Annotated in this window: 19 protein-coding genes; 7 read left to right on the top strand and 12 right to left on the bottom strand. The window is 60.4% G+C overall.

Annotated elements, in window-relative coordinates; translation table 11 throughout:
• Complete coding sequence (locus J3D46_RS07960; RefSeq protein ID WP_231340517.1) at window positions 1-921, top strand: hypothetical protein; 921 nt, start codon at window positions 1-3, stop codon at window positions 919-921.
• Window positions 922-1,145: 224 nt separating this feature from the next.
• The gene (locus tag J3D46_RS07955) at window positions 1,146-2,561 is read left to right on the top strand and encodes a stealth family protein (RefSeq protein ID WP_374110774.1); all 1,416 of its coding nucleotides are present in this window, start codon (window positions 1,146-1,148) and stop codon (window positions 2,559-2,561) included.
• On the opposite strand, the gene J3D46_RS07950 is transcribed toward J3D46_RS07955, so the two are convergent.
• The 4 genes from J3D46_RS07950 to J3D46_RS07935 all read right to left on the bottom strand — a co-directional run bounded on the left by J3D46_RS07950 (window position 2,539) and on the right by J3D46_RS07935 (window position 6,798).
• A complete protein-coding gene (locus J3D46_RS07950; protein ID WP_231340516.1) occupies window positions 2,539-3,522 on the bottom strand; it encodes a phosphodiesterase in 984 nt (327 codons plus the stop codon). The two genes, J3D46_RS07955 and J3D46_RS07950, sit on opposite strands and share 23 nt — an antisense overlap.
• Before the next feature lie 141 nt (window positions 3,523-3,663).
• Window positions 3,664-4,146 (bottom strand): glutathione peroxidase, encoded by a 483-nt coding sequence (locus J3D46_RS07945; protein WP_231340515.1) that lies wholly within the window; start codon window positions 4,144-4,146, stop codon window positions 3,664-3,666.
• A 119-nt stretch (window positions 4,147-4,265) separates the two neighbouring features.
• Window positions 4,266-5,828, bottom strand: coding sequence for a M23 family metallopeptidase (locus J3D46_RS07940; RefSeq protein ID WP_231340514.1), 1,563 nt, complete (start codon window positions 5,826-5,828; stop codon window positions 4,266-4,268).
• A gap of 403 nt (window positions 5,829-6,231) precedes the next feature.
• Window positions 6,232-6,798: a recombinase family protein gene (locus J3D46_RS07935; protein WP_374110838.1), complete on the bottom strand. Its 567-nt coding sequence runs from the start codon at window positions 6,796-6,798 to the stop codon at window positions 6,232-6,234.
• Window positions 6,799-7,013: 215 nt separating this feature from the next.
• On the opposite strand from J3D46_RS07935, the gene J3D46_RS07930 reads away from it, so the two are divergent.
• Complete coding sequence (locus J3D46_RS07930) at window positions 7,014-7,553, top strand: hypothetical protein (RefSeq protein ID WP_253466223.1); 540 nt, start codon at window positions 7,014-7,016, stop codon at window positions 7,551-7,553.
• Window positions 7,554-8,176: 623 nt separating this feature from the next.
• Here the strand turns inward: J3D46_RS07930 and J3D46_RS07925 are convergent.
• The 7 genes from J3D46_RS07925 to J3D46_RS07895 form a co-directional block, all read right to left on the bottom strand.
• Window positions 8,177-8,524, bottom strand: a complete 348-nt coding sequence (locus J3D46_RS07925) for a hypothetical protein (protein ID WP_231340511.1) — start codon at window positions 8,522-8,524, stop codon at window positions 8,177-8,179.
• 132 nt (window positions 8,525-8,656) lie between these two features.
• Complete coding sequence (locus tag J3D46_RS07920) at window positions 8,657-9,079, bottom strand: hypothetical protein (RefSeq protein ID WP_231340510.1); 423 nt, start codon at window positions 9,077-9,079, stop codon at window positions 8,657-8,659.
• A 118-nt stretch (window positions 9,080-9,197) separates the two neighbouring features.
• Complete coding sequence (locus tag J3D46_RS07915; RefSeq protein WP_253466220.1) at window positions 9,198-9,830, bottom strand: hypothetical protein; 633 nt, start codon at window positions 9,828-9,830, stop codon at window positions 9,198-9,200.
• 90 nt (window positions 9,831-9,920) lie between these two features.
• The gene (locus tag J3D46_RS07910; protein WP_231340508.1) at window positions 9,921-10,148 is read right to left on the bottom strand and encodes a hypothetical protein; all 228 of its coding nucleotides are present in this window, start codon (window positions 10,146-10,148) and stop codon (window positions 9,921-9,923) included.
• The gene (locus J3D46_RS07905) at window positions 10,149-10,388 is read right to left on the bottom strand and encodes a hypothetical protein (protein WP_231340507.1); all 240 of its coding nucleotides are present in this window, start codon (window positions 10,386-10,388) and stop codon (window positions 10,149-10,151) included.
• Window positions 10,389-10,592: 204 nt separating this feature from the next.
• On the bottom strand, window positions 10,593-11,171 hold the full coding sequence (locus tag J3D46_RS07900; RefSeq protein ID WP_231340506.1) for a hypothetical protein: 579 nt from the start codon (window positions 11,169-11,171) through the stop codon (window positions 10,593-10,595).
• Window positions 11,172-11,247: 76 nt separating this feature from the next.
• A complete protein-coding gene (locus tag J3D46_RS07895; protein WP_231340505.1) occupies window positions 11,248-11,706 on the bottom strand; it encodes a DUF4262 domain-containing protein in 459 nt (152 codons plus the stop codon).
• A 148-nt stretch (window positions 11,707-11,854) separates the two neighbouring features.
• Between J3D46_RS07895 and J3D46_RS07890 the strand changes: the two genes are divergently transcribed.
• Both J3D46_RS07890 and J3D46_RS07885 read left to right on the top strand, forming a co-directional pair.
• Window positions 11,855-12,247, top strand: a complete 393-nt coding sequence (locus tag J3D46_RS07890; protein ID WP_231340504.1) for an ankyrin repeat domain-containing protein — start codon at window positions 11,855-11,857, stop codon at window positions 12,245-12,247.
• Window positions 12,248-12,277: 30 nt separating this feature from the next.
• Window positions 12,278-12,805 (top strand): hypothetical protein, encoded by a 528-nt coding sequence (locus J3D46_RS07885; RefSeq protein WP_231340503.1) that lies wholly within the window; start codon window positions 12,278-12,280, stop codon window positions 12,803-12,805.
• A 155-nt stretch (window positions 12,806-12,960) separates the two neighbouring features.
• On the opposite strand, the gene J3D46_RS07880 is transcribed toward J3D46_RS07885, so the two are convergent.
• Complete coding sequence (locus J3D46_RS07880) at window positions 12,961-13,311, bottom strand: N-acetyltransferase (RefSeq protein WP_256492137.1); 351 nt, start codon at window positions 13,309-13,311, stop codon at window positions 12,961-12,963.
• Here J3D46_RS07880 and J3D46_RS25145 point away from each other — a divergent pair.
• A complete protein-coding gene (locus tag J3D46_RS25145; RefSeq protein ID WP_374110837.1) occupies window positions 13,237-13,536 on the top strand; it encodes a ribonuclease domain-containing protein in 300 nt (99 codons plus the stop codon). The genes J3D46_RS07880 and J3D46_RS25145 overlap by 75 nt on opposite strands.
• An 11-nt stretch (window positions 13,537-13,547) precedes the next feature.
• On the top strand, window positions 13,548-14,048 hold the full coding sequence (locus J3D46_RS07875; RefSeq protein ID WP_308102718.1) for a barstar family protein: 501 nt from the start codon (window positions 13,548-13,550) through the stop codon (window positions 14,046-14,048).
• Window positions 14,049-14,203 lie beyond the last annotated feature (155 nt).

The following is a 14,203-nucleotide window of genomic DNA, read 5'->3' as shown; positions in this document are numbered from 1 at the left end:
ATGACTCAACCGCTCCACGGTACTGACCGGACCGCTGCCCACGCCACGCCTCCTTTGGCGTTGCTGCTGGACGTCGATGGCCCCATCGCCAGCCCTGTGACGCGTGACGTCAAGCCGGACATTATTGCGGACATGGTTGCCCTGGCTTCGGCCGGGATCCCCGTCGTTTTCAACACGGGCCGCTCGGATGCGTTCATCAGCGAGCAGGTCATGGGCCCCATGATCGCCGCCGGGATGCCAGCCAACACCGTCATCCACGCCATCTGCGAGAAGGGCGCTGTGTGGTTCAGCTACACGGCGGAAGGCCCCGGTCCTATCCACGTGGACCACGAACTCGCAGTGCCCAAGGCCTACGGCGACGATATACGCCGATTGGTTGCCGAGGACTATTCCGCGCACATGTTTTTCGACGAGACCAAGCGCGCCATGGTTTCCGTGGAGCAGCACCTCGACGTGGCCAGCGCGGACTACCTGGCCGAACAGAAACTCTTCGACGCCGACGCCCTGGACATCATGGGACGGCATGGTCTCAACGCGGCAATCCTGGACCACCACGCGCCGGAATCCGATGACACGGCGGACTACCGCCTGGACCCCACCATCATCTCCACGGACATCGAATCCGTCCGCCTCGGCAAGGACCTCGGAGCCAGCCGCGCCGTCGAACTGCTCGCGGCGCAGGGCATCACTCCGCTCTCTTGGCGGACCGTGGGTGATTCCCGCACGGACTATGCCATGGCAGACTGGCTTCACCACAACGATCACGACGTAAAGCACGTGGACGTCCGGCCCGCAGACGGCGTACCGGTGAAGCCCTACACCATACTGACGGCCGCTGACCTCCAACTGGCGGACGACGTCATCCACGACGACGCCGGCGGCGCTTTCCTCCGCAGCTGGCGCGAGGCCCTTTCCATCTAACAACCAGCAAGTCCAGTTTCACGCACACCGACGATCCCGGAGACACAGCCATCACACAAGCACAGGTCGATCCGATTTACCACGGCAGCCCGTCCATCGAAGAGGACGCGATTGCCGAGGCGGTCTCGCCTGCCGTCGTTGCGCATCTTAGGCACAGGTCCGACGTCGTCCGTCACCGCGGGCGGTACGCCCTGGTCAACGGCGACCTCACCCCGCAACAGGCCATGGTGTCCGACCTCTTGGCTGTACGGGCCGCCTTGGACGCTGCCGGCGTCGATTTCATCCTTGTGCGCGGCAATGACGAGAGGCCCGTTGTCGCCGTCGATTGGGAGTCGCGCAAGGAGGTGCGGGAGGCGCTGGTGTCGGCGTTCCACAATGAGCCGTTCTACTCCATGACCGTGGACGCAAAAAAGAAGACCTCGGTGCTGGTGGCCGACGGCGAGCTGTCCGCCAACCGAAAATCCCGCATCTTCCGCTTGTACCGCCCCCGCGTCGAAATCGGCGGCGGGCTCTGGTACGGCCCTGCCTTGGGCGTGCAGCTTGAGCTGTGGCGGTTCGAGGGCGACCATCTGGAGCTCCCGGTGGAGAATTCCCTGACCCGCCGCACCATGCTGCGCCAGGACGCAGTACGCGGCACTGTCCAGCGGCATGGCCTGACGTGGCCCACCATCGAGAACATGTTCGCTGACCATGCCAGCGACATCGACTTCGACATCGACATCGTTTTCTCGTGGGTGGATGGCAGCGACCCCGAATACATCGCCAGGAGGCGCGCCCAGCAGGCTGGCGCGGTCCTTGGTGAAGGCGACGACCATGAGGCCCGCTTCCGCCAAATCAATGAACTGAAATACGCGTTGCGATCGGTCCACATGTTTGCGCCCTGGATCCGCCGGATCTTCATCGCTACCGACTCCCCCGCACCGGCCTGGCTGGCCGACCACCCGTCAGTGACCATTGTGCGCAGCGAGGAGTTCTTCGCCGACAAGTCAGTGCTGCCCACCCACAATTCGCAGGCCGTGGAATGCCAGCTTCACCACATTGAGGGGCTCTCAGAGCACTTCCTGTACTCCAACGACGACATGTTCTTTGGCCGACCCGTTGGCCCGGACATGTTCTTCACCCCCGGCGGCATCACCAAGTTCATCGAAGCTGACACCCGGATCGGGCTGGGCGACAACGACGCCGAACGCAGCGGCTTCGAGAACGCGGCACGCGTCAACCGCAAGCTGCTGTGGGAGCGCTTCGGCAGGATCACCACCCGTCACCTCGAACACACGGCTGCTCCGTTGCGCCGTAGCGTGGTGGCCCGGATGGAGAAGGAATTCCCGGCCGAATTCGCCAAGACTGCCGGCAGCCGTTTCCGCGCCGCCGACAACATCTCGGTGACCAACTCCTTCTACCACTATTACGCCTTGCTCACAGGTCGCGCGGTGACGCAGACCAACGCCAAGGTCCGGTATGTGGATTCCACCATGTGGGCCGGGCTGCACTATCTGCCCAAGCTCCTGGCCAAGCGCCACATGGACTTCTTCTGCCTGAATGACGGCAGTTTCCCGGAGGTTGAGGCCAACGAACGTGCCGACCTGGTGACGGACTTCCTGGAGAAGTACTTCCCGGTCAAGGCGCCTTGGGAGAAGTAAAACCGCCCGGAGAAACAAGCGGGATGGAAGAAGTGTGCGTGCCCGGCGAAGTGTGGGCACCCACCCGCGATTCGTGGGGTATGCGGATACCTGCTTCAGCCAGCCGACGCTGAACCTCGGCTGCGTCCACGGGCTCGCCCACGGTGACGCCACCGGACATCGGCACCACCGAATGCACGATCGTGTGCTCGTAGACGTGGATCATGTTGTACGACTGTGCGCCGTCCCGGCCCCGCTGCCCTCCCGCGCGCACGCCCAGGTCCTGGGTGTAACACGTGGCCGAGGCGACAGAGACCGGAATGCCGGCGAAGCCCGCCGTCGTGGAGTAATGCAGGTGGCCACCCAGGATGGTGCGGACGTCCGTATTACGGACGACGGCGGCCAGTGCGGCTTGGCCGCGCAGCTCCACCAACACCGCGAGGTCCTGGACGCACGGGACGGGCGGGTGGTGCAGGGCGAGGATGGTGCCGTCAGGGGCCGGCGTGGACAGTTCAGAGGCCAGCCACTCCAGCTGGGATTCTGACAGTTCACCGTAATGGTGGCCAGGGACGGTGGTGTCCAACGTGATGATGCGGAGTCCGTTGACGAAGTAGCTTCGGTCCACGGGGTCGTGGGGCTTGCTGGCCTCGGAGGCATCCACGAAGGCGGAACGGAAGTTGGCGCGGTTGTCGTGGTTGCCCATGGCCCAGATGGCCTTGGCCCCGAGGGCGTCGCAGACCGGTTCGATCATGTCGCGGAGACGCTTGTAGGCTTCCAGCTCACCCCTGTCCGCGAGGTCTCCGGTGAAAATGATGGCCTCGGGCCTGATCCGGGACGCTATGATCTGGTCGCAGATCTCCTGGAGCCTGGTTGCACTGTCTACGGAGCCATAGAGCGTGCCCGGACCACCCACCAGGTGTAGATCGCTCAGGTGCAAAAGCACATGACCTGGTTTGGGGTACTCTGCCTCGATGAGCTCCATAGCTTGCCTTAGCGTTTGGTGGGAGACGGCGTCTCCCGTATCAATCCAGTAGGGCTAATCCAACCAGACAACTAGCCAACAACTGGCTAACATCCGGCGGAATGTTGGAAAATTACTTTCCTCCCTTCAGAATCGGTGGCTTTATGCCAGCGCCTTTTCCACTGCTTCTACCAAGTCTTCGGAGTCAGGCTCCACTGCGGATGGGAACCTTGCCACGAGCTCACCGTCGCGGTTGATGACGAACTTCTCGAAGTTCCACTTCACCTTGACCGGCTGCCCGTCCTCGTCCTGGGTCAGCTCCGCGAACAGGGGATGCTGCTGCTTGCCCAGGACGTTCGCCTTGGTGGTCAGTGGGAAAGTCACACCGAAGTTCCGCTCGCAGAATTCGGCGATTTCCTGGTCAGCGCCAGGCTCCTGCCCACCGAACTGGTTGCAGGGCACGCCGAGGATCTCCAGGCCCTGCCCGCGGTATTTGCCGTAGAGCTCCTCAAGGCCCGCGTACTGGCGCGTGTAGCCACATTCGGAAGCGACGTTGACCACCAGGACTGCTTTCCCCTCGAACCGGCCGAAGTCTGCTTCGGAGCCATCGTTGAAGGTGAGGGGAATGCTGTACAGGCTGGTCATGGGGTTCGCTTCCTGACGACGTCGGCTGGCGGGGTTACCGCCATCGAGCTTACGGGAGCTGGCTTGGGGCGCGAAACGCAGGGGTGCCTGCGTTTCGCGTTCCTTCAGCGTGTGGACGTTTAGGGCGTCGGGATGATGAGCGTGGACAGCGGCACAATCACGCCGTCAGGTCGCTGAACCAGATCCGGTCCAACCAGGATGTATCCAGGCGGAAGAATCACGGCCGGGAGCGACGACGGGAGCACAGCAGCCGGTGTCGGTGCCGGCACAGGAGCCACCGGGGCCGGGGCGACAACCTGGGTTACCGCCGGCGCGGGGGCTGGAGCCGCCGGAACTACGATCGGTGCAGGGGCCACTACGGCTGGTGCTGGTGCCGGCGCTGCGGGCGCAGGAGCTGCCGGCGCCGGTTCTGCAGGAGGCACGACGGCGGCCGGTGCCGGAGCTGCAGGCGTGGTCACCGTTGGTACGACGGTAGTCGTGGCCGGCGGCTTGGTCGCTGCAGGGACCGTGGTGGTTGGCGTCGGGGTAGGCGTCGGCGTTGCCGTGCCCGTCGGCGTCGGAGTCTGTGTTGGCGTCGGAGTCGGCGTGGCCGTCTGGGTTGGCGTGGGTGTGACCGTCGGGGTCGGCGTCGCGGTCGGCGTCGGCGTGGCCGTCACGGACGGCGAGGGCGTCGGCGTCGTGGGTGTCTGCGTAGCCGGCGGCGTCGTTGTTGGAGTGCCTCCCGAGTTGGCCGGCGGCGTGGTGACCGGCGGAACCACCACAGGCGGGGCCACGGGTTCTTCGTGCTCGCCACCAATGACGGCGCGGTTGGTGCCGTCGGCTACGGGGACGGCCCACTGCGGGGCTGCCGAGGTGCCCGATCCGACACCTGGCTGGTAGTTGACCATGGCAATGGTCTGCAGCGGATCAATCTGCCGCGTGGGCAGGTAGGTCCAGCCGTTGGGGTTGGTGTGCAGGCCGTTCACGATCGTCTCGAAGTGGAGGTGGCAGCCGGTGGACCAGCCAGTGGTGCCAACCTCGGCGATGACTTCGCCTACGCGAACGGATTGGCCCTTGGTGACTCCGATGGCCTGCAAGTGGTTGTAGGTGGTGACCAGGCCGTTGCCGTGCTCGATTTCCACCCTGTTGCCACCGCCCCAGATGTGCCAGCCAACGGCCCGGACCACGCCGGCGTCTGCAGCGTAAACGCGTGTTCCGCAGGCGGCCGCGTAGTCCTGGCCCCAGTGGAATTCGCCGGCAAGACCCGTCAGCGGGCTGTAGCGGTATCCGTAGGGTGAACTCGGGTTGAGGACCTCAAGGGGTGCGTACAAGGCGCCGGTAGGAGGGCGGGACAGACCTGCGGAAGCCACCGTGAGGCCTGTGGATCCGTCTTTGCTGACGGTCCTGACCATGGCGCGGTCGAAGTAAACCATGGGGGTGCCAGCGGTTTGTTCCGGCGGGTCCGGGAGGGGGTCTATCACCAGCGTTTCAGCTTCCGGTGGCACCAACGTGCCCAATGATGTTGGCCCTACGACGCCCTGTGCCAAGGAACCAGTGACCGAACCGGTGGTCATGGCGTTCAGTGGCTGGAAGCCAAACGCGAAGAAGGCCAAAATGGCCAGGCTTCCTGCGACGAAGACGCGGCGGAAACCTTCTGCACGGATCAAATCAAGTACCCGGTCTGAATCATGATGCTTGCCCACAAAACACTCCCCAAAGCCAGCGGCACCAAACCCCAGCCTGGCGTGCAAGCACCATTGTTGCGGGAATTACACCAGAAATAAAGTCTTCCCCGGTCCTTGCCGCGGAAAGGTTCCATCAGTTTTTGCTCAAGACGTCTTGAGCTTTGTTTCAGGCGTTTCTAGCAGAGGGTTGACGATGGGGGAAGTTGCCGCAGAGGAGGGGTGCACCGGTGGATCCACGGATGCAGATCGATACAGATCAAGCCGGTGAAGAGATGCACGAAAACGTTCGTTTCCTGCAGGAGTGGATGCACCGGTGGCCCGTGCAAGCCTGTCAGCCCCTAGTTGTGGAGTTCGGCTATAAATGGCGGTCTTTTTGCGGCGCTATTTGGCGTGTTCCTAGCAGTAGGCTCCGCGTCGGTCTTCACATGGTGCGCCTTTGGAGCTCGCGGTACACCGTGGTCCGGGATACTCGGAACAGCTCCGCCAATTCAGCTTGGGTGTGCTCCCCGGCGTCGTGCAGCGTCAGAAGATGCTTCCGCTGCGCCTTGGACAACTTTGGTTGTTTGCCTTTCAGCCGCCCTTTGGCTTTTGCGACCGCCATGCCCTCGCGGGTGCGCATCCGGATCAGATCCGCCTCAAACTCGGCTACCATTCCCAGGACGTTGAACAGCAGCCTGCCTACCGGATCAGTCGGATCATGGGTGCTGCCGCCGAGACTCAGCACAACGCCCTTAGGCGTCAGTTCATCGGCAATGTCCCTGGCATCAGATAGGGAGCGCGCCAGCCGGTCGAGCTTGGTTACCACGAGGGTATCGCCGGCCCGGCAGGCTGCCATCGCTTCACGGAGCCCAGGGCGCATCCGATTCGCTCCCGTGAGTCCGTGGTCAACGAAGATCAGCTTTTCCTCAACGCCTAGGGCAACTAGGGCATTTCGCTGCGCGGTGAGGTCTTGGTCGTTCGTCGATACCCGGGCATGACCGATCTTCATTCCAGTCATAAGGAACATGGTTGCAGTAATCCCCCCGTCACCGTGCATTTCATCGTGCGGGTCTTACGTGCATGGCCTTGACCAGCAAGCGCGCGGAACGTGACGGCGGGATTCCCGGGCTCGGTGATCGACCGGCTTACGGGCATGCGGCAATGGTCCTAGTTGGGGTCCAGACCCATGTCCGGTTCCGTTTCGGGCCATGGCACTATGGCTTTGTGATTATCGAGTCGATGAACGAGGCCATGAGGCCCCTTCGTCTTTTGGCACAGCCCTTCGTTGAGTCCGGCAGCTTGGATCCCCGGATGCAGGCTGAAGTCGTTGAAGGGCTGACGATTCGGGACGGGTGTCTACTTTTCGTATCGCAGCTGCACAACATCCGGCACTCGAGCGTGACAAGTCTCGGTGGTCCCACCGGATTCGAGGGCTACATTAACAAGCTCCCGCTGGATCAACTGATCGACGGCGCCGATAGGTCGGCTTCTTGGCTGGCCTTCGTGGGCACGAGCGAATGGGCGGCCCGCTGTCTGGCCCAGGGCATGATGCTGGGTCGCGGCATCGCCTCGGCTGCCGCTGATCTAGGAAGCAAGCCGGTCGACGTCTGGATATCCGTGGATTATGGTCCCGACGAGGAGTACCCCTCCGCTGCTTTCCGCTTCGTGACCTACAGGGCAGACGACCTCTGGGCTGGCGACTTGGCGGCCTTCGAACAGCCGGTCTTTCGCATGACTTCCCAGCTGGACCATAGAGATGGATGAAAAATGAACATTGATTCAGAGGCCTTCATGGGCTGGTTGAAGGCAAACGATTCACTCTCAGAGTCAATGCTCCATAATTTGTCTCTCGAAAAATATGGCTATTCCGTCCAGGCCGTTTTCAGACGCGTCATCGATAATGGCGGTGACGTGCTCAGCGTTCATATGATGTCGAGATTCATCTGGAAGCAGTGGACTCCCTGAATCTCGTAGGAGCCCTAATGGATTATTCTGTGGAGCATCCTGAAGAGGTCAACTGGGGTTTCAGCGAAGTCTCCCTCGTCACCTTAGAACCGGAGGATGGCCGCTTCCGCCTCAGGGTCGTCTGGGAGGGCTGGGATCGGAAAATAGAGATCCTTTGTCGTCGGGTGTGGGTATCGATACCTAACCACGCAGTCAATGGTTAGGTGCCCCGCGTGGAGTCTCCCTCGATAGCGCCGGTAAGCCGGTAGCTCTCCAACCGCTCCCAGCACACGGTGAAGGAAGAGAGTTCCTCAGTCAAATCGAATTCGACCTCTTATCGCTGGGGTTCGACCCTGGCGAGGTGATTCATCGTTGAGTCAGCTTCTTCTCCAGGCTCGAGGGCATGCCCGTTGCAGGATCCTCGACCGAACACAGGATGGCTGCTAGGTATGCAGAAGTGTGTCGTGAACCGCCACGTGCTCGCCGACACGCACGATCAATTCGCCGCCGATTCCTTCCCATCGGGACCAAACGTGGAACTCAATGGCGCCGTGCTCGTCTCGGACACTGATCTTCACCGGGGTCTCTCGTTCGATAACAAGGCGCACCTCGTTACCGATGGTCCAGCGGATCCTCGCCGACCCAGCGATCTCGTCCCAAGTAAGCGTTACGGTGCTTCCGTCCTGCGCCCACGCGACCAGAGAGACCACCCAAGGCTGCTCAGACGGTTCGACCATAATCCCGATATCACTCAGGTCTTCAAGCCTAGGAACTTCAAGCTGTGCGCTCATAACCAAATGCTGCCATAACAGCCCGCCACAATGCTTTGGGCCAGATGAACGCTGATGGATCCCCAATCGGACAAAGCGCATTGCCGAAGCGTTCAATGACCTTCGATAGAACGGCATTCAGAGACGAAACACTCAGTGGCTACGGGAGATTCGGTCTCTCAGCCACTCGGTGAACCGATCTCGGTCGTCGTCGGTCGTGAACCAGGTTGTTGGTTCTACCCAAACGATGATTCCGCGCGCGCAAATTTGAGAACCTTCGTACATGCGTAGCTCATCTCCAGGCTGCACGTCACGCCATGCCGGCACGCGGTCGGGGAAGAGAGGCACCAGCACCGCACCTACGGTTTCTCCTGGCTGGATGTCCTTTCTTGAGAACCCCAGCACGGGGGCTGCGGTCTGCTCGCCGTCGGGCCAGCCCGGCAGTCCCCAGTTCGGTCGGTACTTGAAGCGGTTCTCCGCCGCGTAACCACCAAGTAGAGGCGTCCGCCGCCCTCCGTCTGCCGTCGTCGCCAGATGCAGGTCAACGCCAAGCGCAAGAGTGGTGAAGGGCTCCATGGTCGCAGTGTAGTTGGTCCCGCCCATTCCGCTTTGAATCGTCGCCGGCAAAGGATGGCTCAAAGGACGCCGACGTGTCCGGTCGAGGATCCCGCAGCGTGCATGAGCGAGGCGTCCCTCAAAAGTCTTCAAGCAGCACGGTATCCGTTTCTCGGATGAGGTATGCGTCCAGTTCTGGATCGGCGAGGATTCTCCCGGCTGTAGCGATATCACACCCGATGATGAGGCTTCGAGCGTATATATCTTGGCCGATACACCAGTGCAGATCATCCGGCCACCAGTACATGGGAACGCGCCCGCTGTCGGTGATCGGAACGATAGCAGTTCCTTTTTCATCGACCACCTTGCCCGAGTACAAGACCATTCCCCGATGGGCTGGGGAGAAATCGATCACCGATTTGCCGTCCTCCGCGGCATACCCTTCCCACGTTGCAAAGTTGTAGCGACTGGAGTCGAGCTCGAGCACGCGTATCAGGGATTTGGCGAGGCTCGGATGTGGGTTGCCCATGTCGGGTTGCGAATTGTTGGCGGGCATCGCTTCGTAGCTGACCGTCACTTCATCCCATTGCATCCACGGGCTCGCCTCCAGGCCACCACGATTTACGACCTCTGACCACATGACCACCAAGCCGGGTGCAATCTCGATCGGATTAAGAACGCGCACGTACCGCTCGTAGCCAGGCGGAACGAACGCTGTTACTCGTTGGCCGGACGCAGAGAACACATGCTGTTTCCCCTCCTTCGACGTCACACTACCCTTAGCTCCGCCTGCTAACCGGTGAATCGAAGGACGCACCTGTGTCCGCTAGAGGATCCCTTACCGGGCACTGATCGAGCTTGGTCAGATAACAAAAAACAACAGCAAAAAGACCAGACCTGCTCCGAACACCACGGCCGCCGCGACTTTCGATGCCAAGAGCTGAAAGCGATAGGTTTTGAAGTCCGTGCCGTCAGGGAGCCAAGCCCATCCATCTACACCTGATCGTGCCATTTTCTCTCTCAGGAGATAGAGCCCTACTCCGTTGAGCGTGATGAATGCTCCTGCCAAGGCCAGGAATGGTTCATTCACTTAAGAACCTTCCCATGGGGGCCGAAAGATGAACGTGAGCGTGAGGATGGCTAGCCCTGCTAAGAAAAAGACAATGCAGAAGAAGACTCCGGCCCGCTCGAATCCTCTAAGACGCTCTTCCTTAAGTTCCTCATTCTCACCGAACATCTGTGTTGTGGCAGTGTATTGCATCTGCGCGATCCATTTTCGAAGTGCCAGCCAGACCAGGCTAACGGCGATCATGAGAAGGGCGAGTGTCATTCTTTGTCCTTTGTGGGTATGTCACCATCGTAGGACGTTGCCCGCTGTGATGATCGAGCACCGCCTCTTACGGTGCCTGAGGCCCAGCTTTACCCAGGTCACTACACCGGAAGGGCCTTACACCCCGGACTTCTCTAGCCAGTGTCGGACGTACGGGGTCCCCAGGAGACCGCCCGTTGGAGGATCGGCTAACGGGCGCCGTGTCTACTGCTGAGCGAGCTTGAGTACAGAATCGATTGCGGACTCAACCGCCTCGCGGCGTGCGTCGGTTGAGCGATCAAGAAGCGACTGGATCGCTTGCATCAGGGCCTCGAGCTCGGGCGTCCGGAGCGTTGTGAAGCGTCTCATCGAAGTGGCGAGCGATTCAGTGACGAGGACACCTACCTGATCGCCGTAAGCACCCGAGTGAGACCCGTCAGGAGCCACGTAGCTTCCTCCGATAGAGATGTCCCCCAAGAGCGCCAGCAAGGGTACGCGGATCGAGTCTGGGACATCACCAGCGGCAACTGCTGCGATAAAGGGCACTGCATAGGCGGTTGCTTCATAGACCGTGCCCTGGTGGCAGACATTGGAGTAGAGCCCCTCACCGATTGCGAGGGAAGGGTCGTCTCGAAGTGCAGCTAATGATCGGGCTACGTCGCCGGCAATGCTAGGTGAAGCGTTGGAGCCCTCCAGGAAAACGATGCCTTTTCCGTACGCGTGCTGCAGTTGGTTCCAGTCGACGTAGTCGAGTTCGTCCAAGGCATCGAGGCCTGTTGCATTCGGTTGGTACACAGCATCCATACAACTGAGAGTAACCAGACGAACGCAGAAGGATCCTTCACCGGGCGATGTTGCGATCAAGCGAGAACCCAGAAATTTACTTGAAGGAGTCGGGTACTGGACCTAAGAGAGGTTGCGCATCCGCAGGGTTGCGGTAGGACGACTCCCAGGGTAAATGTCCGGTGGAGTCGCTCCAAATTGCTTGTAGGGCGTTTACTTGGCCGTAAACTTCTGCCACCGCTGTCAGTCCCGCGATGTTTTCCACCGCGATGAAAGCGATGGGAGCCGGAGGTTCGGTGAGGTCGGTGGCGATGGTTCCCGGGATGAAGCGTTTACCTGCTTTTACCTCTTCACCCATGAGGTTCAGGAAGGCTTGAGCTACCTCGAACGGCAGGCCCTCCATAACAATCTCCGGATGCTTTAGGGCTGTAAGACCAACGGTGTAGGAAAAAGCAGCCTCATCACCCGCGCCGACATGACGTACCGCCCACCCGTGCTCTTCGATCAACGACAGCAGTTGATTGAAGACGGGGTCATTGCTGTCCTTAAGTTTCACGGACTCAATCTAGCAACGCCGTAAAAGCTCCGTCGCCAATCGTCAGTGCTGCCCATCCCCTGCACGCCCGGATGGGGATCCTTCACCGGACAGCTATTTCGAAGGGCGTCGCTCTCCGCCGCTGGTTCCCGGATGGCAGACTGCACGTATGGACAGAATGAACCGCACAGCGCTCCACTACGCGGCCCTGGAAAATGATGTTGCCACCGTGGAGGCGCTGCTGGCTGACGGCGCTTCGCCCGATGCCCAGGACAAGGCTGGTTTCACGCCACTACATTTTGCTGCACAGGAATATGCCGTCGCCGCAGCTGCTGCTTTGCTTTATGCCGGCGCCACCGTTGACCTGCAAAACGGCTGGGGCAACACTGCGCTCTTTACTGCTGTTGGTAATTCAAACGGCCGTGGCGAACTGATCAAACTCCTGCGTTCGCACGGAGCTGATCCACACAGCGTCAACGGAAGTGGAAAGACCCCCGTTGGGTTTGCACGACTGATCGGCAATTACGACGTCGCACAGTACTTCACGGACGTAGCTGAATGACCCTCTCGGTCCCACCCCTATCCTGATGCCATGGAAAGAGTGCTGCTCGATCAAGTCATCATGACCGACTACGGCCAGTTCGACCTGTATTGGGCCGGCTATGGCTTCGATGGAATCTTTGAACGCTTCTTCGACGACCAAGTCAATGGCCTGGTCGGGTCGACCAATCCGGATGGAATCTATCTCCACTTCGGTCGACGGTCGGGAGGGTCAGCAGTCCGCGTCGTGCTCCTGGATGAGCCACCAGAGCTAAACCCCGATTCCCCGTGGGAGGACATCGTCGAGGTGTCCTTCACTCTTCCCGAGGGACATCACATGCGGTGGACTTCCTGGGGCGACGAGAACAGCGGTGAACTACGCGACGTGACGCCCGGCAGCTACCGTTTGCGGACCAGCGCCAGAGGCCGCGACGAAGGCCATGACGGAGAATTCTCCGAAGAGGTGGTCGATCATTACCTACTGGAGATGTGGCCAGCTTCGCCGCAGCCGGACGCCATCCTATGCTCCAACAGCAAGGACGCTGAGTACTGGCACAAGACGTGGGGAAGCCGCCGCTGAACACAGGAGTATTTTCTTCAAGAGCGCTGTCCACGCGCGAGCTTTGTGGGCCCGCCGATGAGGTGTCCATTGCCCTCTGGCTGCGGCTGACCTAACGCCCAGGCTCTCAGAGGAGAGCACCAGAGCGTTCGCTAGAGGATCCCTGACCGGACAGACTATTTTGCGAGCGGCCTCACCATAACAAGCGAGGGACCGTCCCAATCGATGCGTTCAAACTCTTGTAGAGGTAGAAACCCAGCTCGATGGTAGAAAGCCCTGCTCTTCGCATAGGCCTCGTCCTCGAATGATGGACCCACAGTATGGACTTGAAGCAGTTGGCAGCCCTCGACAACGAGCGACATCGAGACCGCGTTGACCAGAGCCGAACCGACTCCCTTGCCCCGGTGATTGGCCTGCACGGCGATCAGGCTCAGTTCCGCGGATTCTGGAAAATGACGGTTCACCAGCGCAACACCTATGGGCCGGTGAAGCAGAATGCAATGGAGGTAGCAGAACGCGTTGCGCAGAAGGGCGCGCCCTTCCCGGGTTTCAAAGGCGGGCGACCCTTCGAGAATACTGGACCTATGACTCTACCCACGTCCAGCGCGAACGGCCCGATCAAGTATCGAGAATGGGATGTCAATCCCTTCCAGAAGGGAACTAATCGGGGTGGAGAACGAATTGTCACAGGTTCAGACGGGTCTGCGTATTCGACACTGGACCATTACGATACGTTTGTGAGGTTCAGGTGATTGACCCAGAGATGTTCGCCAGTGTGCCCACTGAAACGTCCTTCTTACTTTGCGCCGCAGAGGCAGCGCTCGTCGATGACGTAGTACGTCGGATGGTTGGGAATACAGGTCTGGTTAGGACACTCCGCGGTAGAAAGATGCGGACTGTGCAAGGCGTCATGGACGAATTCGGGGCTGCTCTCCAGTTTCCTAGGTTCTTCGGCGAGAACTGGCCTGCGTTGGATGAATGCCTTAACGATCTGGACTGGCTCTTGCCTGCAGGAGCGCTCGTCTTGATCATTCAAGACGCTAGCGTGGTTTTGGCAAACGAGGATCAGAAGGAACTGCACACCCTAACCGGGGTGCTCAAAACAGCAGTCTCGACCTTTGCGGAACCGATAGCACTGGGTGAAGCCTGGGACAGGCCAGCAGTCCCCTTTTACGTCGTTCTGCAGGCGGAGCAAACAGACGAACAGATCACCGCCGAAAAGTGGGGTTATGCGGGGGCGAAGACAAAAGCTGTCGCTATTTAGCCTGCTGGGAAGTGAGGTGGCTCGTGCCTTCGGATCACGACAGAGACAGCGTCTGGTGGAGGATCCATCTGCTTTCGTCTGGTTACTCTCAGTTGTATGGATACTCCGTATCAGCCGAAGACGACAGGCTTCGATGCGCTGCTTCCTCATCGGAG

Source organism: Paenarthrobacter sp. A20, from assembly GCF_024168825.1.
Taxonomy (GTDB): domain Bacteria; phylum Actinomycetota; class Actinomycetes; order Actinomycetales; family Micrococcaceae; genus Arthrobacter.
Note: the sequence above shows the minus strand (reverse complement) of the source record. Positions and strands in the feature narration are given on the sequence as shown.